We start from the raw sequence: 22,183 nt of genomic DNA on the forward strand, positions 1-22,183 counted from the left end.
GCTTTATCTTAAGTGGAGTTACCCCTGACTATGAAAATGAAATTATCACTTATCAGCGCAGCTATTCTATCTACAAGCTTGTTAATGAGCCCAGTAGCGTCTTATGCAAAAATGCCAATTGCAGTAAATGGTCAACAACTACCAACTCTTGCCCCCATGCTAGAGAAAATATCTCCAGGTGTTGTAAGTATCCAAGTTTCAGGCTCAAAAGAAGTACGCCGCCGTGCGGATCCGCTTGAATACTTTTTTGGACAGCAACAGCCTCGCAGTCAAAAGCGTCAATTTAGTGGATTAGGCTCTGGGGTGATTATTGATGCTGATGAGGGTTATGTAGTCACTAATAATCACGTAATCCAAGATGCCGAAAAAATGGTAGTAACCCTCGAAGATGGCCGTGAATTTGAAGCAACTAAAATTGGTACTGATACAGAATCAGACATCGCTCTTTTACAAATAGACGCTGATGACTTAACTGAAATAAAACTCGCAAATTCAGATAGTTTACGAGTGGGCGACTTTGCTGTCGCTATTGGTAACCCATTTGGACTTAGCCACACAGTTACATCTGGTATTGTTAGTGCTCTTGGCCGTAGTGGTTTAAATATTGAGGGCTACGAAGATTTCATTCAAACCGATGCTGCTATTAACCAAGGCAACTCTGGTGGTGCATTAGTTAACTTAAACGGTGAATTGATTGGTATTAACACTGCTATTTTAGGTGCTTCTGGCGGTAACGTGGGTATTGGTTTTGCCATTCCATCAAACATGATGAAAAACTTAGTTGATCAAATTGTTGAACACGGTGAAGTACGCCGTGGCTCGCTAGGTATTTCTGGCCGCCCACTTGATGCAGGCCTTGCTAAAGCGCAGCAACTTGACGTCAAACAAGGTGCTTATGTAATGCAAGTAATGGACGACACTGCCGCAAGTAAAGCAGGTATAAAAGCAGGTGACGTAATTGTTAGCATTAATGGCGGCGATATTAGTGGTTTCCACGAGCTGCGCAGCAAAATTGCTACGCTAGGTGAAGGCCGCGAAATAAAACTAGGCATTTACCGCGATGGTAAAATTAAAACTGTAAAAGTAACTCTTGATGGTGCATCAGGTGTTACAGCGACAGGCGAAGAGCTGCATCCTGCCTTCCAAGGCGCGACACTTGAAAACGTGCAAAAAAATAGTAATAAAGGTATTGAGGTTACGTCTGTAGACCCTCGCTCACCTTCTGCCCGTGTTGGCCTTGAAGAAGGTGATATTATTATGCAAGTGAATCGTCAACGAGTAGAGACTATTCGTGATATGAATAAGATTATCGAAAACACCAAAGGTAATATCGTACTTGGCGTGCAACGTGGTCGTGAGTCTATATTTATTTTAATTCAGTAATAAATAGCACTATTAATGTAATAAAAATAACAGTGGCACTTGCCGCTGTTATTTTTTTTATGTCATCATAAAGAGATTGCTCACTTACATAATAAGAAAACTGTGCTGAAATTAATAAAATTTATTCTTCCCCCTTTATTTGCAGGTCTAAGTATTGCTTTTTTAGTGGTTTTTTTCAGCCCTAATATGCGAGCCGCCTTACTTCCTAATGTTCCCCTTCCAAGCGCGATGAGTGCGAGTCACTTGAGTTTTTCTGATGCAGTTAAACGAGCAGCTCCTTCTGTAGTTACTATTTTTTCAGAAAGCATTTCCAAAGAGCCTCGTTATAAAAGAAAAAACACGGTACAAGAGCTAGGCTCTGGCGTCATTATGTCGCAAGACGGTTATATTCTTACTAACTACCATGTTGTGAATAATGCAGACCAAATTATGGTTATCTTAACCGATGGCCGACGCTTTTTTGATGTGCAACTAATTGGTTTTGATACCATTACTGATTTAGCCTTACTTAAAATCAATGCAGATCACCTCCCGGTAATTCCCGTAAACGATAGCTATGTATCAAATGTAGGCGATGTTGTACTTGCTATAGGCAACCCGCTTAACTTAGGGCAAACAATCACTCAAGGCATTATTAGTGCAACCGGTAAGCAAAAAATTACAGATAGCCCTTACAATAACTTATTGCAAATGGATGCAGCTATTAACGTGGGCAACTCCGGCGGCGCATTAGTTAACTCCAATGGTGATTTAGTCGGCATTACTTCTGCACAATTTAAAACGCGTGAGAACCTGAATATTCAAGGAATATTTTTTGCGGTTCCTTACTCACTTGCTAAAAAAGTGATGGGTAAACTCATTCGTCACGGTCGGGTTGTGCGCGGCTATTTAGGCTTTGAAGGCACAGCAGTAGATAGTACGGGTAAAGAAGTAAACGACAGCCTAACGCCGGTTACCGGCATGCGTATTACTAATTTAGACCCTTTGGGGCCAGCATGGCAAGCGGGTATTGAAGAGCAAGATATCGTCATTAAAATTGCAGGGCTTTCGGTAGCAAACCCACAAAAAGTGCTTGAAAAAATAGGTAATACGGAGCCCGGTAAAGAAATAGAATTTGAGCTATACAGAGATGGGAAAATAGAAAAAATCATGGTGGTGGTAGCTGAACTTGAAACAAAGCTTTAATAAATAGTAATACCAATCGTCAATAAAAAAGTCGGATAGCAATTTGCATATCCGACCTTTTTAAAATAGCTTAACTAGTTATCTACTTAGCTACTTCTACGTTTAATGTTTGCACCCAACGCACTTAGCTTATCTTCAATGCGCTGATAGCCTCTATCAACGTGATAAATACGGTCAACAACCGTTTCACCCTGTGCCACTATACCCGTTAAGATTAAGCTAGCTGAAGCGCGTAAATCGGTTGCCATCACTTGCGCGCCCGTTAAGCTTTCAGTCTCACCACAAATTGCGGTATGCCCTTCTAAACGAATATTAGCGCCCATACGCTGCAACTCTGGTACATGCATAAAACGGTTTTCAAAAATCGTTTCTGTGATCGTTGCACTACCATTTGCTACTACATTTAATGCTGTAAACTGAGCTTGCATATCCGTAGGAAAACCTGGGTGTGGAGCTGTTTTAATATTCACGGCTTTAAGTTCTCGGCCGCGCATATCAAGATAAATACTATCGTTATGTACTTCTAGGTGCGCATTCGTAGCACGTAGCTTTTCAATCACAGGCTCAAGAGAATGAAAATCAGTATTTTTACAAAGTACTTCACCGCCAGCCATTGCTGCTGCGACTAAAAACGTCCCAGTTTCAATTCGGTCAGGTAAAATACTGTGCTCGCAACCCGCTAAACGCTCAACGCCCTCAACTTCAATGCGGCTAGTACCTGCACCTGTGATTTTAGCGCCCATAGCAATTAGGCAGTTAGCTAAATCAATTATTTCAGGCTCGCGTGCCGCATTATCAAGTATGGTTTTACCATCAGCGAGGGCCGCTGCCATTAATAGGTTTTCGGTAGCGCCTACGCTTACCATTTCCATAAAAATTTCAGCGCCTTTTAAGCGACCATTTACCTTGGCATTAATATAACCATTTTCAACGTTTATTTGTGCGCCCATGCGCTCCAAACCTTGAATATGAATATCAACCGGGCGAGCACCAATAGCGCACCCACCAGGTAAAGACACTTGAGCTTCACCAAAACGAGCCACTAGAGGGCCTAACGCAAGCACAGATGCGCGCATTTGCTTTACTAAGTCGTAAGGCGCTAATGTTTTATCAACCGTTGCACCGTCAATTACTAGCGTATCGCCATGCCAATTAACATCTGCACCTAAAGTTTTTAATAAGGCTTCAGTGGTCACTATGTCGCGAAGACGCGGTACATTAGTAAATATACTTTTACCATCAGCTAATAGTGAAGCAAATAAAATAGGAAGTGCGGCATTTTTAGCGCCCGAAATAGTCACTTCACCAGCAAGTGAAGTGCCACCTTGAATTACAAATTGATCCATTAGGAGGCCCTAGTTATTGCGGTAAAATGAATTTTTGTTCACGCTTCCACTCTACAGGAGTAAATGCACGAATAGATACTGCGTGAATTGTCCCATCTGAAATTGTATTCATTAATGGACCATAAACTAGCTGCTGCTTTTTAACTCGGCTTAAACCGTCAAAGCATTCGCCTACTGCAACAACTTCATAATGACTACCATTGGCTTTTACATGTACTTCAGCTAATTGAAGTTCTTCGCGTAATAATGTTTCGACTTGGCTAGTTTCCATAACTCTCACTCAAATAGGGTTGTAACCTGACCCAATTGCATTAAATTTTGCAATTGCTCAGGTAGGTTTTGCAATTCAAGGCGAATGCCTTGCTGCTTTAATTCTGCAAAAGAGTGAATTAACCAAGCTAAGCCTGCTGTGTCAACCCTTGATACCCCACTTAGGTCGAAATAGATGGTTTTATGCTTAGTTAATAACTTATTGTTCAGAAGCTGTTCATCGCCAATTGAATTTCGAGTAAGCTCACCGCTTACTCCAAAATGTTGTCCATCAACTTGGCTTATTGCCAATTTAGTCATTCGAGTTACTGCCTCTAAACTGAACTGGTAGCTGACTCTTTTGCTCTAAAAGGTTACTTACATTATCAATACCTTGCTGACGCAAAATACCTTGCAGCTCACTTTGCTTTGCATCTAGTAAGCTAATACCTTCGGCAATCATATCGTACGCGCGCCATTCACCGTCGCGGTCTTCGCGTACTTTAAAATCGATTCTGATATCAGGTTTACCGCCTTCAATAATTTTAGTCTTAACAACAACGACGTCTTTACCTTTAAACGCTTGCTCTGGACCAAACTCAACTTTCTGGTTTGTGTATTGAGTAAATACACCTGCATAAGTAGCAACTAAGTACTCTCTAAATACACCAATAAAGCGTTGAATTTCTTTAATTGCTTTGGCCTTTTCAGCCTCGTCGGTAATTGCACGAACTTTAGATACTTCACTACCAAGTACACGAAGTGCTGCATATTTATAGTCGATATAAGGCATTAATTCTTCTTCGACTATTACACGAAGGTACTCTTGATCTTTAACAATTAATGGCTGATCTTTTTTGATGCGCGCAAATGTATTGTCGGCAACTTGGCGTACCATTTTATTAGGATCGATTAATTTTACATCTGCTGCACTTACGCTTTGAGTTAGCGTCATTGTGCCTATTGCTACAATAGCTAAAAACTTTTTCAACATAACAATTACTCACTACCTTGGTTGAATAAAAACTGCCCGATTAATTCTTCAAGTACAATGGCAGACTTAGTATCAGTGATTGAATCGCCATCACCTAGTGCTTTACTTTCCACACCAAATAAATCGTCAATTGCTTCATCTTGCTTGTTTTCTGTCACTGTTTCGCCTAAACAACGTTGCTTAGCAGAATCTGGAGAAATTACAGGGTGAATACCTAAGTACTGCTCACCTAAAATACCCGACGTTAAAATAGAGATTGAGCTTGTGTCTGAAAAACGACATAAGTACTGTGCGTCAATGGTCATATTAACGACTGGTAAAAATTCTTGTGGGTGAACATAAATTGATTCAACACGACCAATTACAACACCACCTACTTTTACTGGCGCACGCGCTTTTAACGAGCCGATATTTTCAAACTTGGCATTAAGCGTATATGTTTCGCCAGAGCCACTAATACCTGAATTGGCAACTTTAAGTGCAAGCATCGCAAAAGCTAAAATGCCAAGTGCTACAAAAAAACCAACTAAAATTTCTAATTTCCGTGAATTCATTATCTATACCCTATTAGCTGGTAAACATTACCGCTGTCAAAATAAAGTCAAAACCTAAAACTGCTAATGACGAATGAACAACCGTTTCGGTGGTTGCTTTGCTGATCCCTTCTGAGGTCGGCACACAGTCATATCCTTTATAAAGCGCAATCCAGGTCACCACTATGGCAAATACAAAGCTTTTAATAATACCGTTTAGTATGTCTTGCTGAAACGACACTTGCGATTGCATGATTGACCAAAAACTACCTGTGTCAACCCCCAGCCAATCTACGCCCACTAAATGAGCGCCTATAATTGCTACAGCTGAAAATATCAATGCAAGCAATGGCATGCTTATAAAACCCGCCCAAAAGCGCGGTGCAATAATACGTTTTAGCGGATCGATTGCCATCATCTCAAGTGATGAAAGTTGCTCTGTTGCTTTCATTAAGCCAATTTCAGCTGTCAAAGCGCTACCTGCACGTCCTGCAAATAGTAATGCAGTAACAACCGGGCCCAACTCTCGCAATAAACTCAGTGCCACTAACGGCCCTAAACTATCCTCAGCGCCATAACCAACCAATACGGTGTAACCTTGTAAAGCCAACACCATACCGATAAACAAACCCGACACCATAATAATGAGTAACGATTGCGAACCAACCATATAAAGCTGGCGAACAAGTAACGGTGTGCCTTTTTTAAAATTAGGAACATGCGCTAATGCACTAAACAGCATATAAGCAGAACGACCAAGGGCCGCAAAGCGTCCTAGCGTTTTATGTCCTAGCTTTTGAAATAAATCCAACATTATGCTTTTTCTCCAAGTAGTTCGTCTGCATAAGCCTGAGCCGGAAAATGAAATGGTACAGGACCATCCGACAAGCCTTTTAAAAACTGTTGAACTAAAGGAGATTCATGATTACGCATTTCATCTGGAGTACCAGAACCAATTACCCCTTGATCGGCGATAATTATAACGTGTTCGGCAATACTCATTACCTCTGTTACATCGTGCGTCACGATTAAAGACGATAAACCTAATACTTCGTTAAGCGATTTAATTAGCTTAACCAATACGCCCATCGAAATAGGATCTTGTCCTGCAAATGGTTCATCGTACATGATTAGCTCTGGATCAAGTGCTATAGCGCGTGCAAGTGCGGCACGTCTTGCCATACCGCCGGATAACTCAGAGGGCATTAAATCTTTAGCACCACGTAGTCCAACCGCTTGCAATTTCATTAACACAACTAATCGAATCAGGTCTTCACTTAGCTTTGTGTGCTCTCTTATAGGAAACGCGATATTGTCAAATACCGACATATCAGTAAACAACGCACCACTTTGAAAAAGCATACTCATTTTAGTACGTGCTTCGTATAACTCTTTACGAGACATTTTAGGAATGCTGCCACCTTCAAATAAAATATCACCTGAATCTGGTTTAAGCTGACCACCAATTAAACGCAACATAGTGGTTTTGCCAATTCCGCTTGGCCCCATAATCGCAGTAATTTTACCTTTAGGAACGCTAAAACTCATATTTTTATATATGGTTCTATTGCCTCTCGAAAAGCTAACATCCTTGACTTCTACTATTGATTGCGACAAGTCGCTCTCCATAAAAATGTTCACTAGTGCCCCTATTTTAAAGCTTTTTTGTCAAAGATGGAAAAAACAATTCGTAAGATTTTGTAATACACCCATGAAAAGGATTATAAGACTCGCTCAAAACAGCTTAACCCCGGCTTAAATTTTTAAATTAGCTGTTTAAAAGCAACATTGTTACCTAGTTGACCTTACTCTTTTATTTATACTTTCATCTTGGCTTTTGTTACTATTCGCGCCATCCGTATTTTGTATAACTGGCTTAACACAATGGTTACCTCGTTTGTTATTTTAATTCTTGGTTTTGCAGCTCTTGTTTGGAGTGCCGATAGGTTTGTTTATGGGGCTGCGGCTCTTGCTAAAAACTTTGGTGTACCTACACTTATTGTTGGTTTGACCGTTGTAGCCATGGGCTCTTCAGCCCCTGAAATGATGGTTTCAGCCTCTGCCGCTCTGGCTAACAAAACCGACACAGCGGTTGGCAATGCTGTTGGCTCTAATATTACAAACATTTTACTTGTGTTAGGTATCACTGCTCTATTTCGCCCTCTTTCAGTTTCATCTAGTACGTTAAAACGTGAAATGCCATTAGTTATGCTCGTATCTTTAGCTACTTGGTATGTGTTCTCAGATAACTACTTTTCATTTAGTGAAGGTGTTGCGCTTTTAGTTGGCTTTATCGTATTCATCGGTGGGTTAATTATTGTATCTATGCGTGCAAAAAACCAAGATGACCCATTTGTCTCAGAAGCCTGCGACGATGTACCAAACGATGTACCTACTAAAAAAGCGGTATTTTGGTTAATTGTCGGCATGATACTCCTGCCGGTTAGTTCTCATTTTTTAATCGGCTCAGCTGTTGATATTGCTAAATACTTCGGCTTAAGCGACTTAGTCATTGGTTTGACAATTATTGCCATTGGTACTAGCTTGCCGGAACTTGCCGCCTCGGTTGCAGGTGTACTTAAAAATGAAGATGATTTAGCACTAGGTAATATTGTTGGATCAAACATATTTAATATTTTAGCTGTATTACCTCTAGCAGGTATTATTAATCCTTCAGCAATTGATCCATCGTTAGTAAGCCGAGATATATTAATTATGATTGGTGCAACACTTGCTCTTATTATTATGTCATTGAACTTTAGAGGCACCCAGCGTATCAATAGGGTAGAAGGCGGCTTATTGCTAATAGCGTTTTTGGGTTACCAAGGGTATATTTTTAGTCAAGTAGGGTAAATGATGGCAACGCTAAACTTTATTGAACAAGGCCTTCGCGTTTTAGATGTTGAGCGCCAAGCACTTAGTGATATTGCACAATATGTAGATGAAAATTTTCATAACGCGTGCCAATTAATGTACGACTGTGAAGGCCGTATTATTGTTATTGGCATGGGAAAATCAGGCCATATTGGCAATAAAATAGCGGCAACCCTTGCAAGCACTGGCAGCCCTGCGTTTTTTGTTCACCCTGGTGAAGCAAGTCATGGTGATTTAGGTATGATCACTAAAAATGACGTGGTTATGCTTATTTCTAATTCAGGGGAAACCAGCGAAGTTTTAAATATCATTCCGGTTTTAAAACGACTTGGTGCCAAAATGATAGCGATGACTGGCAATACACAATCAACAATGGCAACCCTTGCTAATGTACATGTGTGCATTAAAGTAGAAAAAGAAGCTTGTTCATTGGGTCTAGCCCCTACATCAAGTACCACTGCAACGCTTGCGATGGGCGATGCCATGGCAGTTGCATTATTAGAAGCTCGCGGCTTTACAGCTGATGACTTCGCGCTATCTCACCCAGGTGGTAGTTTAGGCAAGCGCTTATTACTTACTTTAAAAGATGTTATGCACAGCGGCGCAAATACACCTATTATTGATGTTTCACAAACAGTTAAAGATGCTCTAATAGAAATGTCAGCTAAAGGATTAGGTATGACAGCCATTGTTGATGAAAATCAGCAACTCGTAGGGTTATTTACCGATGGTGACTTACGTCGCATTTTAGAACAAAGAATTGATATTCATACAACACAAATAGATGTTGTTATGACTAAGTCATGCACTACAGCTACGCAAGATATTTTAGCCGCTGAAGCGCTCAATATTATGGAACGTAAACGTATAAATGGCCTAATCGTCGTCAATGAGAAAAACCAACCTATTGGCGCATTAAATATGCAAGACCTATTAAAAGCAGGAGTGTTATAAATGCAATTTGAAGAACTCTATCAACCGCTGAGCGATGATGCAAAAGCACGCGCTAAAAAAGTAAAACTACTTATATGCGATATTGATGGTGTATTTTCTGATGGCCGTATTTACCTTGGCAATCAAGGTGAAGAGCTAAAAGCATTTAATACAAAAGATGGTTTTGGCATTAAAGCACTTATAAACAGTGGCTTTGAAGTAGCTGTTATTACTGGTCGTCATTCACAGATAGTACAACAACGTATGAGCAGCTTAACCGTACAGCATATTTATCAAGGCCAAGAAAATAAGCTCATTGCCTATCAAGAATTAAAAGATAAACTCAACCTTAGCGATGAACAAATTGCTTATATTGGTGATGACGGTCCTGACATGCCTGTTATGGAGTTAGTAGGCTTTGCCGTTGCAGTAAATGATGCCCACCCACTTATTAAGCGTTTGTCACATTATGTAACGCAAATGCCTGGTGGTTTTGGTGCAGTGAGAGAACTCACCGATTTGCTCATGCTTGAAAATGGTAAAGCATTGACTACACAAGGCACTAGTTCATGAATGCAGCGCGCATAATATTAAGCGTTTTATTCATTAGCTGTATGGTTTGGCTTTGGTACCCTTATTTTACACAAACAAATATTGTGCCTCAGGCTGAGCCTGAAGTTGTTGCTAAGCCTGATTACATAGCTATTGAGCTCAAACAGACAGCCTATGATGAGCAAGGTAAAATTAGCCACAAAGTCACTGCGGCTAAAATGGAGCTATACCAGCAATTAGGTTTCACGTTTTTCGAAAAACCCATTTTTACTTTATATAACGAACAACAAACGTGGCAAATAAATGCAGACGAAGCAACATTATACGAAGATAAACAATTAATTTTAGAAGGTAATGTGGTTGCCAAAAATTTAACCGATAACGCCATGATAGACAAAATCAATGCTGATAATATTCAGGTTGATATAAAGTTATTAACAATGCGTTCGGAGCAACCCGTCATTATCACTGGACCCAATTTAAAAATCACCGGTAAAGGCCTAGAAGCCGACTTAAAAACCGAAGTGATAAAACTAATTAACCATACGCGAACCATATATTATGACCAATAAAATATTAAAATCACTTATAATTCCTACACTTATACTAGCGTTTAATAGTAGTGCTGCAGAACAAAACACGCAACCTGCTGCCAATCAAATTTCAATAAGTGCCGACAAGCAAGAAGGTCAATTAAAAGCTAATGTCGGGATTTTTGAGAAAAACGTTGAGATTATTCACGGTAATCGCCGCATTACAGCCGATCGCCTCGAAGTGCACAAACGTGATGAACTTGGTGATAATAAACAATTATTAATTGCCACAGGTAGCCCTGCGCACTTTGAAGAAAAGCAATCAGACGGCACGACTATGAGCGCCAGTGCTGACGAAGTACGTTATGATGTATCTAAGCGTTTTTTAACGCTTGTTGGTAATGCACAAGTATCGCAAGCCGGACAAAAAATAAATGCTAAAAGCATTACCTACGACATAGAGCAGCAGCTCATCAGTGCCGAAAAAGATGAAAACTCAACTGACCGCGTTCACACAATTTTAGTACCGATCGAAACTAAAAAAAGTAAAAAAGGCGATAAAGGTCAACCATGAGCACATTAAAAGCAGAACTATTGGCAAAAAGCTATAAAGGTCGTGAAGTTGTAAAAAACGTCGGCCTTGAAGTACAAGCTGGCAGTATAGTTGGCTTACTTGGCCCTAACGGTGCTGGTAAAACAACGACTTTTTATATGATTGTAGGGCTTGTTCCTAGCGACAAAGGTAAAATATCTATTGATGATAACGATATTACTCTTTTACCTATGCATAGTCGTGCTAGATTAGGCATAGGCTACTTACCGCAAGAGTCATCAATTTTTAGAAAGCTGACTGTTTATCAAAACTTAATGGCCATTTTAGAAACGCGCAAAGAACTAAATAAACAAGCCAGAGAAGACACGCTCAATAACTTATTAGATGAATTTAGCATACAACACATTCGTGATAGCCAAGGTATGGCATTATCGGGTGGAGAACGTCGTCGTGTAGAAATAGCACGAGCGCTGGCAGCAGATCCTAAATTTATACTACTGGATGAACCGTTTGCCGGTGTTGACCCTATTTCGGTATTAGATATAAAGAAAATAATAGAACATCTTAAAAATCGTGGGATTGGTGTATTAATTACCGACCATAACGTAAGAGAGACCCTTGATGTTTGTGAAAAAGCCTACATTGTTTCTCATGGGGAGCTGATTGCATCAGGTACTCCAGAACACGTATTAAATGATAAAACTGTACGCGATGTTTACTTAGGCGAGCAATTTAGGCTGTAACATTTACGCCATGTCTTTAAGCATCTGCTAGTATTAATTATAACAACATAAAAGGATTGTTAGAGATACATGAGGCAATCACTACAGCTGCGCATGGGCCAGCAACTTACAATGACTCCACAGTTGCAACAAGCTATTCGTTTGTTGCAACTCAGTACATTGGATCTCCAGCAAGAAATACAAGAAGCTCTCGACAGTAATCCACTTTTAGAGGTTGAAGAGGCAGACTATTCTGAAGACGCTGCTGGTAAAAACGAGCAAAAAGCTGATACCGATGACATAACTGTTAGCGCATCTGCTGATGATGCTCCGAGCGAATATGAACAAGATACTGGTGAAGCACTTGCAAAAGACACGCTAAGTGACGACATGGCTATGGATGTTAGTTGGGATGAGTACATGAGTGCCGCTCCTGCAGCATCATCAGGTCCAATGCCTGAAGACGAATCAATATACCAAGGCGCCTCTACTGAAACGCTCCATGAGTATTTAATGTGGCAATTACAACTAACGCCATTTAGCCCTACCGATGAAGCCATCGCTATTGCGATTGTAGAGGCCGTCGATGATTCAGGTATTTTAACTCTCAGTTGCGAAGAAATTTTAGAAAGCTTTAATCAAGAAAACGAAGATGATAACGAAGTTGAACTTGATGAAATTGAAGCGGTATTAAAACGCATCCAACTGTTTGATCCTGTTGGTATTGCTGCACGTAGTTTACAAGAGTGTTTGTGTATTCAGCTTAATCAATTTGATAAAGAAACACCTTACATTAATGAAACGAAAATGATTTTAACCGAGCATATTGATCTATTAGCAGCTCGCGACTATCGTACATTAATGAAAAAAACTAAGCTTAAAGAAGAAGAGCTTAAAGAAGTAATGACACTAATACATACTCTCAACCCAAAACCTGCTGATACTATTGTAAGGGAAGAATCTGAGTATGTTATTCCTGATGTGTCAGTTAAAAAAATTAAAGGCCGCTGGGTTGTCGAATTAAACCCAGATAGCATGCCTAAAATTCGTGTTAATAGCCAATACGCGGCAATGTCTCGCACTGTAAAATCAAGTGGCGACAGCCAGTTTATTCGCTCACATTTACAAGAAGCTAAGTGGTTTATTAAAAGCTTAGAAAGTAGAAACGACACGCTATTAAAAGTTACTAATTGTATTGTTAAGCAACAACAAGGCTTTTTTGAACATGGTCCTGAAGCCATGAAACCAATGGTTTTAAATGATGTCGCTGAAATGGTAGAAATGCACGAATCGACAATTTCGCGCGTGACTACTCAAAAGTACATGCATACACCCCGTGGTATATTTGAGCTTAAATACTTTTTCTCAAGCCATGTAAGTACTGAAAACGGTGGTGAATGTTCATCTACAGCAATACGTGCGCTTATCCGAAAATTAATCGCAGCAGAAAACTCAGCAAAACCATTGAGTGATAGCAAAATAGCGGATATATTGGCTGAGCAAGGAATTAAAGTAGCGAGACGTACAATCGCAAAATACCGCGAATCTCTTGCTATTCCACCGTCAAATCAGCGTAAAAGTCTGATTTAAGACGCTAAACTAAGAGGGTAATGCTTATGCAACTAAACTTAACTGGTCGTCACGTAGAATTAACCGATTCACTAAGAGACTATATTAATACTAAATTTGCGAAGCTTGAAAGACACTCTGATCATATTAATAATGTTCATGTCATTCTCGATGTAGAAAAATTAAATCAAAAAGCAGAAGCCACAATACACGTAAGCGGTGCTGAGCTATTTGCCTCTACAGAACATCAAGATATGTATGCCGCTATTGACTCGTTGATCGACAAGCTCGATCGCCAAGTAATCAAACACAAAGAGAAGCTTGCTCGCCACTAATATGATGAAATTAAGTTCACTTATATGCCAGGACTGCAGCAAAGCTGCGGTCCTTTTTAATAGCAAAAAAAGAATTTTAGAGTTCATTAGCGAACTTGCTCACGACAAACTTCCGTATTTACCGCAACAAGATATTCTTAATGCTTTAATGAGCAGAGAGAAATTAGGTAGTACAGGTATAGGGCGTGGCATTGCTATTCCTCATGGAAGAATGAGCGGTGCAGAAGAGCCTTTGGCTTTAGTGCTCGTTAGCGAAACTCCAATAAACTTTGATGCAATCGATAACCGCCCTGTTGATATTTTTGTCGCACTCATCGTACCAGATGGCGATAACCAGCAGCACTTAAAGACTCTAGCAACCATTGCTGATAAACTAAACAACAAAGATTTTTGTAAACAGTTACGCAGTGCAAAATCTGATACTGAGCTTTACCAAGTTATTGTCGAACAATCATAGTTTTATAAAGGGTGTTAAATGGAGTTAATTATCATAAGCGGCCGTTCTGGTTCTGGAAAGTCGGTTGCTTTGCGCGTTGTAGAAGATTTAGGTTATTATTGCGTTGATAATATTCCAGTAAACCTACTACCTTCATTAGTTCGCAGTGTGTCTGATAGCTACGATAAAATTGCTGTTAGCATAGATGTGCGCAACATCCCTAAAGAACAAGATGAATTTAACGATATTCTTGAATACTTACCAGGCTTTGCAAACCCTACGTTATTTTATTTAGATAGCGACGATCAGACATTGATCAAACGCTTTTCTGAAACACGCAGATTACACCCACTATCAATAGACTCATTGCCGCTTGATTTAGCCATCAAAAAAGAAAAAGAATTACTTGATGTATTAACCACTCGCGCCGACTTTATGATAGATACGACTGATTTAAGTGTTCATCAACTCGCTGAATCTATTCGTGAAAAGATTTTAGGTAAAAAAGATAAGCAACTGATTGTCACATTTGAATCATTTGGTTATAAACACGGTATACCAAAAGAAGCAGACTACGTATTTGATGCACGCTTTTTACCAAATCCACACTGGGAACCAGAGTTAAAGGCTTTAAATGGGTTAGATCAACCGGTTAAAGACTATTTAGCTAATCACAGCATAGTGCAAAAATTCACATGGCAAATTCAAACATTTGTACAAACGTGGTTACCGCATTTAGAACGAAATAACCGCAGTTATTTAACCATTGCTATTGGGTGTACAGGCGGGCAACATCGTTCTGTGTATTTAGCGCAAACTATCGGTGAAAGTTTTGCAATGACACATCCCAATGTAAAAATTCGCCATCGCGAACAAGAAAAATAATATAGCTGAATAATCACCTGTTCAGCTTAGGTAGAGTAAGTTATGCATTGTGAAGATACCTTTTTAATAAAAAACAAATTAGGCTTGCACGCCAGAGCAGCTACTGTGCTTGCGCAATTAGCAGTACAATTTGATGCGACAATCACATTATTCCAAGATGACAAAGAAGCAGCAGGCGATAGCGTACTTGCACTAATGTTACTTGAAAGTAGCCAAGGAAAAGAAGTTAAAGTTGTTTGTAAAGGCCCTGATTCTGAGCAAGCTTTACACGCTGTTGGAGAATTAATAGCACAACGCTTTAATGAACAAGAATAACCTGTTTTATAAAAACAATATTCGCATTACTAATGCTTCAATTAAAACAGGTATATAAAATAAATAGGTTAGTAACGCCAGTTAACTCACCTCCCCCCATAAAGTAATATAACAATTTATAAAGGACGCCAATGCCTGAAGCTTTTGAACAAGATTACCCACTACAGCAACTAAAACAGGTGACGAAGTCACTCAATAGTGGTCAATTTGTTCAAGTTAGGCGCATGCTCGCAAAAACGGCTCCTTGTGATACCGCATTATTATTAGAATCATCACCGCATAAAATTCGCCGACTGCTTTGGCAATTGGTCGATCCTGATGTGCAGGGTGATGTTCTTGAAGAGTTATCTGAAGATGTTCGTTTAGGTATTATTGCCCAAATGGAACCTAAGCACATTGCCGCCGCAACTGAAGATATGGGCCACGATGACTTAGGTGAAGTATTACGTAGCCTGCCAGATACCGTCTATAAAGACGTTGTTAGCGCGATGGACATTCAAGACCGTGAACGTGCCACGCAAGCACTGTCATATCAAGAGCGTTCAGCTGGTGCGCTAATGAACACCGATACGGTGACCATTCGCCCTGATGTGACGCTCGATGTTGTACTTCGTTATATTAGACTGCGTGGTGAGCTACCAGAAGGTACAGATGATTTATATGTTGTTGATAAACATAACTGCTTTATAGGCGCTTTATCGCTAAGTACATTATTAACTAATCCACCAGAAAAAATTGTCCGCGATTTAATGGATGAAGATTGTGAGTCTATCCCAATCTCAATGGATGAAAGTGAAGTAGCGCAATTATTTGAGCGTCATAATTGGATATCGGCCCCTGTGGTGGACGATAACGACCAACTCCTCGGTCGTGTTACTATCGATGACATCGTTGATGTAATCCGAGAAGATGCCGAGCATAGCTTATTAAGCCTAGCCGGTCTTGATGATGAAGAGGATACATTCGCGCCTGTACTAAAAAGCTCTAAAAAACGTTCAGTTTGGCTAGGAGTTAATTTACTAACCGCACTTGCAGCTGCTTTTGTAGCTAGCTTTTTTGAAGGCACTTTAGATGTGCTCCCTATTTTGGCTGTGCTTAACGGTATTGTCCCTTCTATGGGTGGTGTTGCTGGTAGCCAATCATTAACACTTGTTATCCGTGGTATTGCTGTAGGTCATATAAACCAAACAAACCAACGTTTCTTGATGATGAAAGAACTAGCCATTGGCGCGCTAAACGGTATTTTGTGGTCACTATTAATTGCGGGTGTTATTGCGCTATGGCAGTGGGACTTTATGCTTGGTGGCGTACTCGCCTTCGCTATGTTTATGAACTTAGTGGTGGCAGGTGTTGCTGGTGCAAGTATTCCAATAATTCTTAAAAGAATGAATATAGACCCTGCTCTTGCAGGGAGTGTGGTGCTAACCACGGTGACTGATATTGTTGGTATATTCGCCTTTTTAGGTACTGCTACATGGTTGCTGATATAAATTAAACGCTTTAAATGTAAAAAACTACAACAAAAATACTTAGGGTAAATCAGTAGCTATGGCAACGGATACCAAACATAAAAATGACATACCTAAAAAAACGCTAAAACAAAAAAGCGTATCCATATTAAAAAGTGTACTGGTATATAGCTCTATATTTTTCGTCATTTATACCGCCGTCAATTGGTGGCGGCAACCTGTCATGCCAGCAAATCCTCAATTACAATTAATCGACTATAAAGGGCAAAACATTGATTTAGCAGCAATGAGCCAAGATAAACCCACGCTTGTGTATTTTTGGGGAACTTGGTGTCCTATTTGTACTATTACCTCCCCTGCCATAAACGAACTCGCAAACGAGAATAAATACCCTGTTGTGAGCATCGCGATAAAATCAGGCTCTGATCAAGAGCTGCATGATTATTTAAATGAGCAAGGCTACAGCTTCAGTACTGTTAACGATCAACACGGGGAGATATTTTCCAATTGGCAGGGACAAGTCACGCCATCTTATATAATCTTAAAAGATAATAAAATGACGCAAGGACTCACCGGCATTCAGCCGTTATGGTCACTTAAATTGCGTTTGTGGTTATCATCAATACTTTAAAAAAAAGCTAAACTTAGCACAGGATATCTAAAGAGAGGGGCTCTAAAACCTCACCCTATATCACCTACAATAATATAGGTAATAAAGAGCAAGGCTTACTTAATTTACGTATGAAAAAGCGCGTACCGCAATTAGCCTTATCTATTAGCAAATAAAATTACTAACGTGTACTTTGACGATTACCGCCTACTTTTGGCTTAGTGTTTGCCTTTTTAAATTGGCTAAAACCAGTATGTCGCGTTAGTGCCGGACGCCCACTTTTTTTACCACCTTTACCTGCTTTTTCATCGCGCCCTTCTTCTGGCACTAAACAGTTAGGCCCTTTACCAATTAAATTAGCTTTACCCATTTTACGTAGAGCTTCACGTATCATTGGCCAACCAGCTGCATCGTGGTAGCGTAAAATAGCTTTATGTAATCTACGTTGGCGTGCGCCTTTAGGTACAGGAACAACTTCTGAGTTGTTTTTTATATTACGCAAAGAGTTCATCTCTGTATGGTAAATAGTCGTCGCATTAGCCATAGGTGATGGGTAAAAATTTTGTACCTGATCAAGCTTAAAGTCGTTTGATTTAAGCCATAAAGCCATGTTTACCATGTCTTCATCTTTTGTACCTGGGTGAGCAGATATAAAGTAAGGAATTAAATACTGCTTTTTACCAGCTTCTTTAGAGTACTTATCAAATAGTTCTTTAAATTGATCGTACGCTCCCATACCTGGTTTCATCATTTTTGATAATGGACCATCCTCTGTATGCTCTGGCGCTATTTTTAAGTAACCGCCTACATGGTGTGTTACTAATTCTTTAACGTAACGCGGGTCGCGTACAGCTAAATCGTAACGTACACCTGAAGCAATCAATACCTTTTTAATACCCTTAACTTCACGTGCTTTTTTATACAAATCTATTGTTGGCGTATGATCTGTATCCATGTGTTTACAAATATCTGGATACACACATGATAAGCGTCTACAGGTACTCTCGGCCTTTTTACTAGTACAGCGCAGCTTATACATATTCGCCGTTGGGCCACCTAAATCAGAAATAACACCAGTAAAGCCGGGAACTTTATCTCTAATTTGTTCAATTTCTTCAATAATAGATTCTTGCGAACGACTTTGAATAATGCGCCCCTCATGCTCTGTAATTGAGCAAAACGAACAGCCACCAAAACAGCCACGCATAATATTAACTGACGTTTTAATCATATCGTAAGCAGGTATTTTAGCATCACCATAACTTGGGTGAGGAATACGCTGATACGGCAAACCAAATACAGCATCCATTTCATGTGTTTCTAATGGATATGCTGGCGGGTTTACCCAAATAGAGCGATCGCCATGTCGTTGGTAAAGCGCTCTTGCACAACCAGGGTTTGTTTCTTGATGTAAAATTCGCGAGGCATGGGCGTATAAAGGTTTGTTAACACTTACTTGCTCATAAGCAGGTAACTTAACATAGGTTTTTTCCCACGGCTTAGGACGTGCAGGCTGAACCATGATTGGTTTTGCCGCTTCTGCTTTTAAATCAATACCCGCTTGTTTAAATTCAGATTTACTACAGCCAACATCATCCGCGCCATATGGGTTTGGAATAGGGTCTATTTTACCAATTTTATCAATAGCGGTAGAATCACTGCCACGCCAACCAGGTAGAGGCTCTTTTCGAATAACAGCCGTGCCGCGAATATCCTGAATCGTATCCATCGTTTCACCCGCCGCAATACGGTGTGCAACTTCAACTAGCGGGCGCTCTGCGTTACCGTAAATTAAAATATCGGCTTTTGCATCAAACAAAATACTACGACGTACTTTTTCCTGCCAATAGTCGTAATGAGCAATACGGCGAAGGCTGGCTTCAATACCGCCAATAACAATTGGGATACCTTTGTATGCTTCACGGCATTTTTGCGAGTAAATCATCACGGCGCGATCTGGGCGCTTACCGCCAACGTTATTAGGCGTGTAAGCATCATCGTGGCGCATGCGTTTTTCCGCTGTATAGCGGTTGATCATCGAATCCATGTTGCCGGCTGTTACACCAAAAAATAAATTCGGTCTGCCGAGCTCCATAAATGCATCTTTAGAGTCCCATGCAGGTTGGGCAATAATCCCCACTCTAAAGCCTTGCGCTTCAAGTACACGGCCAATTACAGCCATACCAAAACTAGGATGGTCAACATACGCATCGCCACTAATTATTATTATGTCGCAGCTATCCCAGCCAAGTGCATCCATTTCTTCACGTGTAGTTGGTAAAAATGGCGCGGTGCCATAACATTCAGCCCAGTATTTCGGGTATGAAAATAAGGCGCGCTTAGCTTTGAGTGTGCTCATAATTGTGGCCGTAGAATAACAAAAGGCGCGAATTATACCCTACTAAATTCTTTATATATACAAAGTAGTCAAAGCATATCGCGCTTTAAATTCTAAATCGTTCATTAGCTTAAATAATAAGTTAATCTTTTTTAGCGTTTATTTATAAATTCTATCAATTCATGCTCAGGCATTGGTTTAGCATACATAAAACCTTGTACCTCATCACAGCCTAAGTTTTTTAAGAACTGAGCTTGTTCTTGTGTTTCAACGCCTTCAGCAATCGTTTTTAAACCCAACTTAGCACCAAGAGAAATAACTAAGGCAGCAATAGCGCCAGTGTCATCATTTGGCAGATCCTTAATAAATGCACGATCTATTTTCAACCTATCCAAGGGTAAACTTTGTATATAACTAAGCGATGAAAAGCCAGTCCCAAAGTCATCAATAGCAACCTCAATCCCTAACTCTTGAAGCTCTCTAAGTGTATTAATAACAGTTTCGAGTTCATCCATTACTACGCTTTCTGTGACTTCTAACTCTATGTTTTTTGGCTTAACACCATATTTTAATAATGTATTTTTAACGTTTTGAGCATAACCTTTTACTTTAAACTGCGGAACAGACACATTAACCGCAATACAAATTTCGGTGCCCATATTTTCTAGGCGCTTTTGTTGTTGGCAAGCTTGCTCTAAAACCCACTGCCCTATATCAACAATCAAGCCCGCATCTTCTGCAAGTGGAACAAATACCGCTGGCGATATATACGACCCATTACCGGTAGGCCACCTAAGTAATGCCTCACACCCAATTAAAGACAAGTCATCTAATGAAAGTTGAGGTTGATACCATACCTCTAACTTGTTTCGAGCAAAATCATGACGTAATTGTCTAATAATTCCTATGCGCCAAGCCATTTTATCTTGCATGTCTACACTGTAATAAATTCCCTCTTTGTGTTTTGTTTTTTTAGCTTGATTAAGTGCAATATAAGCAACTTTAAGTGTATCAATCCCGCTACTTTGAAAGTCTTGCTGTTGGCATAAACCCAATCTAAAATCGATAGGCAATGTATGCTCTTCTGCGCAAAATGGAACACCTAACTGCTCATTCAATTTTTTTAAGTCGAGTTCATCACGGCGAATAATAAAACCAAAAACATCAGCACCAATACGAGATAGTAACTTAGCTGTTGGGTAGTTTTCTTTTAACCTTTGCACAATGCCAATTAATACTTTATTGCCGACCTCTTGCCCTAAGCCATTATTAATATCTGCAAAATTAACTATATCAAGTAGTACAAATACATAATCATTCACGTGCGGCTTTTGATAACGCTCTACCCGTTCAATAAAATTTGTACGATTTGAAATACCTGTAAGCACATCTTTATAAGCTGCATCTCTTAACTTTACAAACAGCCTTATATTATCCAGGGCAACACTCACATTTGTTAAGAAGATTTCAGCAAACTGCAATTGTGCTTGCAAAGGAACATGGTCACATTCTATATATAAAGCCGCTTTTCTATGCTTACTTTTTAATACAAATGTTGCACTTGAGTCTGTATGTTGATGCTTTGATAAATCAAAACACGACTCAACTTGTTTAAATACTTTGCTATCAACATTAATTAATTTTTCACCAAAGTAGTTTTCGTAATGCCCACAACCACCTAATACTTGAATAAAGTCATCGCCGTCTAATTTGCTGCACACAAGCCCTCGAGGTGAACACTTTAAAATAATACTCATGTGCTTGATGATTTCTTTGCATAGTTGCTTAATATCAGTAAGCCCTAAAATAGACTTTGATGCAGAAACAATCGTGTTCATTGCATCACTTTGATATTCAAGCTGGCATACCTGCTCGTAAGAGCGAATAGCGGTTATGAGCGATGTTACTAATTTAGAGCGAGTGAGTTCTGTTTTAGTTTTATAATCATTTATATCGTATTCACGTATTACTTCTTCTTCTGGTATATTACCAGCTTGCCCTGTTCTTAAAATAATTCTTACATGTTGATTATTTAATTCGTCACGCACCCTTTTTACAACCTGCAAGCCAGCATCGTCAGTTTCCATAATAACGTCTAAAAAAATAACTGAAATATTGTTATTTTTAGCTAAAATCTCTATTGCTTCTGCTCCCGAATAGGCATCATGAAATCGCAAGCCTGCCCCCAAAAACTCAACCCCAGACAAAGCTAACTTTGTTACAGAGTGGATCTCAGGTTCGTCATCAACAATTAAAATATCCCAAAACTTAGTCGGCTCAATTACTGCATCATCTTCATAGTCTTGTTCAAAAAATAAAAAATCGTTTTGATCTGACGACATTCGCTCTCCTAGGTAGCAATTTATAAA

The 22,183-nt window shown here is 39.7% G+C and carries 24 protein-coding genes; 15 read left to right on the plus strand and 9 right to left on the minus strand.

Annotated features, from left to right (window positions below; genetic code table 11):
- The first annotated feature begins 30 nt into the window (after positions 1-30).
- Together H5087_RS01665 and H5087_RS01670 are read left to right on the plus strand one after the other, a co-directional pair.
- Entirely contained in the window at positions 31-1,383 is a 1,353-nt protein-coding gene (locus H5087_RS01665; RefSeq protein ID WP_182670943.1) for a Do family serine endopeptidase, read from the plus strand.
- Positions 1,384-1,485: 102 nt separating this feature from the next.
- Positions 1,486-2,568 carry a trypsin-like peptidase domain-containing protein gene (locus H5087_RS01670; protein WP_024595792.1) on the plus strand — a complete coding sequence of 361 codons (1,083 nt, stop codon included), beginning with the start codon at positions 1,486-1,488 and terminating at the stop codon, positions 2,566-2,568.
- An 86-nt stretch (positions 2,569-2,654) separates the two neighbouring features.
- Here H5087_RS01670 and murA read toward each other — a convergent pair whose 3' ends face one another.
- Genes murA through H5087_RS01705 form a run of 7 tightly spaced genes read right to left on the minus strand, consistent with a single transcriptional unit; the run spans position 2,655 to position 7,319 of the window.
- Complete coding sequence (gene murA, locus H5087_RS01675) at positions 2,655-3,914, minus strand: UDP-N-acetylglucosamine 1-carboxyvinyltransferase (protein WP_182670944.1); 1,260 nt, start codon at positions 3,912-3,914, stop codon at positions 2,655-2,657.
- Between the two features lie 13 nt (positions 3,915-3,927).
- Entirely contained in the window at positions 3,928-4,185 is a 258-nt protein-coding gene (locus tag H5087_RS01680; protein ID WP_002957953.1) for a BolA family protein, read from the minus strand.
- Positions 4,186-4,190: 5 nt separating this feature from the next.
- Positions 4,191-4,484 carry a lipid asymmetry maintenance protein MlaB gene (locus H5087_RS01685; protein WP_149593489.1) on the minus strand — a complete coding sequence of 98 codons (294 nt, stop codon included), beginning with the start codon at positions 4,482-4,484 and terminating at the stop codon, positions 4,191-4,193.
- The gene (locus H5087_RS01690) at positions 4,477-5,157 is read right to left on the minus strand and encodes a phospholipid-binding protein MlaC (protein WP_182670945.1); all 681 of its coding nucleotides are present in this window, start codon (positions 5,155-5,157) and stop codon (positions 4,477-4,479) included. Before H5087_RS01690 ends, H5087_RS01685 begins: the two co-directional genes overlap by 8 nt.
- Before the next feature lie 5 nt (positions 5,158-5,162).
- Positions 5,163-5,711, minus strand: a complete 549-nt coding sequence (gene mlaD, locus H5087_RS01695) for an outer membrane lipid asymmetry maintenance protein MlaD (protein ID WP_002957950.1) — start codon at positions 5,709-5,711, stop codon at positions 5,163-5,165.
- Between the two features lie 13 nt (positions 5,712-5,724).
- Complete coding sequence (gene mlaE, locus H5087_RS01700) at positions 5,725-6,504, minus strand: lipid asymmetry maintenance ABC transporter permease subunit MlaE (RefSeq protein WP_002957949.1); 780 nt, start codon at positions 6,502-6,504, stop codon at positions 5,725-5,727.
- Positions 6,504-7,319 carry an ATP-binding cassette domain-containing protein gene (locus H5087_RS01705; protein ID WP_080945050.1) on the minus strand — a complete coding sequence of 272 codons (816 nt, stop codon included), beginning with the start codon at positions 7,317-7,319 and terminating at the stop codon, positions 6,504-6,506. The genes mlaE and H5087_RS01705 overlap by 1 nt, the downstream gene beginning before the upstream one ends.
- A 255-nt stretch (positions 7,320-7,574) precedes the next feature.
- Between H5087_RS01705 and H5087_RS01710 the strand changes: the two genes are divergently transcribed.
- The 13 genes from H5087_RS01710 to H5087_RS01770 all read left to right on the plus strand — a co-directional run bounded on the left by H5087_RS01710 (position 7,575) and on the right by H5087_RS01770 (position 17,497).
- On the plus strand, positions 7,575-8,543 hold the full coding sequence (locus tag H5087_RS01710) for a calcium/sodium antiporter (RefSeq protein WP_002957947.1): 969 nt from the start codon (positions 7,575-7,577) through the stop codon (positions 8,541-8,543).
- Between the two features lie 3 nt (positions 8,544-8,546).
- A complete protein-coding gene (locus H5087_RS01715; RefSeq protein WP_002957946.1) occupies positions 8,547-9,518 on the plus strand; it encodes a KpsF/GutQ family sugar-phosphate isomerase in 972 nt (323 codons plus the stop codon).
- Complete coding sequence (gene kdsC / locus H5087_RS01720; protein WP_007580311.1) at positions 9,519-10,070, plus strand: 3-deoxy-manno-octulosonate-8-phosphatase KdsC; 552 nt, start codon at positions 9,519-9,521, stop codon at positions 10,068-10,070.
- A complete protein-coding gene (lptC, locus tag H5087_RS01725; protein ID WP_002957944.1) occupies positions 10,067-10,621 on the plus strand; it encodes an LPS export ABC transporter periplasmic protein LptC in 555 nt (184 codons plus the stop codon). The genes kdsC and lptC overlap by 4 nt, the downstream gene beginning before the upstream one ends.
- The gene (gene lptA, locus H5087_RS01730) at positions 10,611-11,156 is read left to right on the plus strand and encodes a lipopolysaccharide transport periplasmic protein LptA (RefSeq protein ID WP_002957943.1); all 546 of its coding nucleotides are present in this window, start codon (positions 10,611-10,613) and stop codon (positions 11,154-11,156) included. Before lptC ends, lptA begins: the two co-directional genes overlap by 11 nt.
- Positions 11,153-11,878: an LPS export ABC transporter ATP-binding protein gene (gene lptB, locus H5087_RS01735; protein WP_002957942.1), complete on the plus strand. Its 726-nt coding sequence runs from the start codon at positions 11,153-11,155 to the stop codon at positions 11,876-11,878. The genes lptA and lptB overlap by 4 nt, the downstream gene beginning before the upstream one ends.
- 69 nt (positions 11,879-11,947) lie before the next feature.
- Positions 11,948-13,447, plus strand: coding sequence for an RNA polymerase factor sigma-54 (locus H5087_RS01740; RefSeq protein ID WP_002957941.1), 1,500 nt, complete (start codon positions 11,948-11,950; stop codon positions 13,445-13,447).
- A gap of 26 nt (positions 13,448-13,473) precedes the next feature.
- A complete protein-coding gene (gene hpf / locus H5087_RS01745) occupies positions 13,474-13,761 on the plus strand; it encodes a ribosome hibernation promoting factor (RefSeq protein WP_007580301.1) in 288 nt (95 codons plus the stop codon).
- A 4-nt stretch (positions 13,762-13,765) separates the two neighbouring features.
- Positions 13,766-14,218 (plus strand): PTS IIA-like nitrogen regulatory protein PtsN, encoded by a 453-nt coding sequence (ptsN, locus tag H5087_RS01750; RefSeq protein ID WP_182671057.1) that lies wholly within the window; start codon positions 13,766-13,768, stop codon positions 14,216-14,218.
- 18 nt (positions 14,219-14,236) lie between these two features.
- On the plus strand, positions 14,237-15,082 hold the full coding sequence (gene rapZ, locus H5087_RS01755; RefSeq protein WP_182670946.1) for an RNase adapter RapZ: 846 nt from the start codon (positions 14,237-14,239) through the stop codon (positions 15,080-15,082).
- Positions 15,083-15,124: 42 nt separating this feature from the next.
- Complete coding sequence (locus H5087_RS01760) at positions 15,125-15,397, plus strand: HPr family phosphocarrier protein (protein ID WP_002957937.1); 273 nt, start codon at positions 15,125-15,127, stop codon at positions 15,395-15,397.
- 131 nt (positions 15,398-15,528) lie between these two features.
- On the plus strand, positions 15,529-16,887 hold the full coding sequence (gene mgtE, locus H5087_RS01765; protein WP_002957935.1) for a magnesium transporter: 1,359 nt from the start codon (positions 15,529-15,531) through the stop codon (positions 16,885-16,887).
- A gap of 202 nt (positions 16,888-17,089) precedes the next feature.
- Positions 17,090-17,497 carry a protein disulfide oxidoreductase gene (locus H5087_RS01770; RefSeq protein WP_259397720.1) on the plus strand — a complete coding sequence of 136 codons (408 nt, stop codon included), beginning with the start codon at positions 17,090-17,092 and terminating at the stop codon, positions 17,495-17,497.
- A 160-nt stretch (positions 17,498-17,657) separates the two neighbouring features.
- Here the strand turns inward: H5087_RS01770 and H5087_RS01775 are convergent, their stop codons facing one another.
- The gene (locus H5087_RS01775) at positions 17,658-19,835 is read right to left on the minus strand and encodes a YgiQ family radical SAM protein (RefSeq protein WP_149602129.1); all 2,178 of its coding nucleotides are present in this window, start codon (positions 19,833-19,835) and stop codon (positions 17,658-17,660) included.
- A gap of 131 nt (positions 19,836-19,966) precedes the next feature.
- On the minus strand, positions 19,967-22,156 hold the full coding sequence (locus tag H5087_RS01780; RefSeq protein WP_182670948.1) for an EAL domain-containing protein: 2,190 nt from the start codon (positions 22,154-22,156) through the stop codon (positions 19,967-19,969).
- Between the last annotated feature and the right edge of the window lie 27 nt (positions 22,157-22,183).

The organism is Pseudoalteromonas sp. SR43-7, from assembly GCF_014163785.1.
In the GTDB taxonomy this organism is placed as follows: domain Bacteria; phylum Pseudomonadota; class Gammaproteobacteria; order Enterobacterales; family Alteromonadaceae; genus Pseudoalteromonas; species Pseudoalteromonas distincta.